Below are 243 nucleotides of genomic sequence, written 5' to 3' on the forward strand. Positions count from 1 at the left end.
CTGTTTGAGAATTGAGGAGGCGAGATGTCGCAGACAGAAAATGCAGTGACTTCCTCATCAGGCACCAAGCGTACATACCGGAAAGGTAACCCTGTTCCGGCCAGAGAGAGGCAAAGAGCTTCTCTGGCTCGCAGAAGCAACACTCATAAGGCTTTTCATGCGGTTATTCAGGCCCGGTTAAAAGACAGGCTGAGTGAACTGGCGGATGAGGAAGGTATTACTCAGGCGCAGATGCTTGAAAAA

1 protein-coding gene is annotated in these 243 nt (G+C 50.2%); it reads left to right on the plus strand.

Translation table 11 applies throughout. The features are described 5' to 3' along the window. Positions 1-24: 24 nt before the first annotated feature. Positions 25-243, plus strand: a 219-nt coding sequence (locus RTW80_RS30445) for a replication regulatory protein RepA (protein WP_312721957.1), incomplete at its 3' end; no start/stop codon positions are given.

It is taken from the genome of Escherichia sp. AM3 (assembly GCF_032029835.1).
Classification (GTDB): Bacteria; Pseudomonadota; Gammaproteobacteria; order Enterobacterales; family Enterobacteriaceae; genus Escherichia; species Escherichia coli.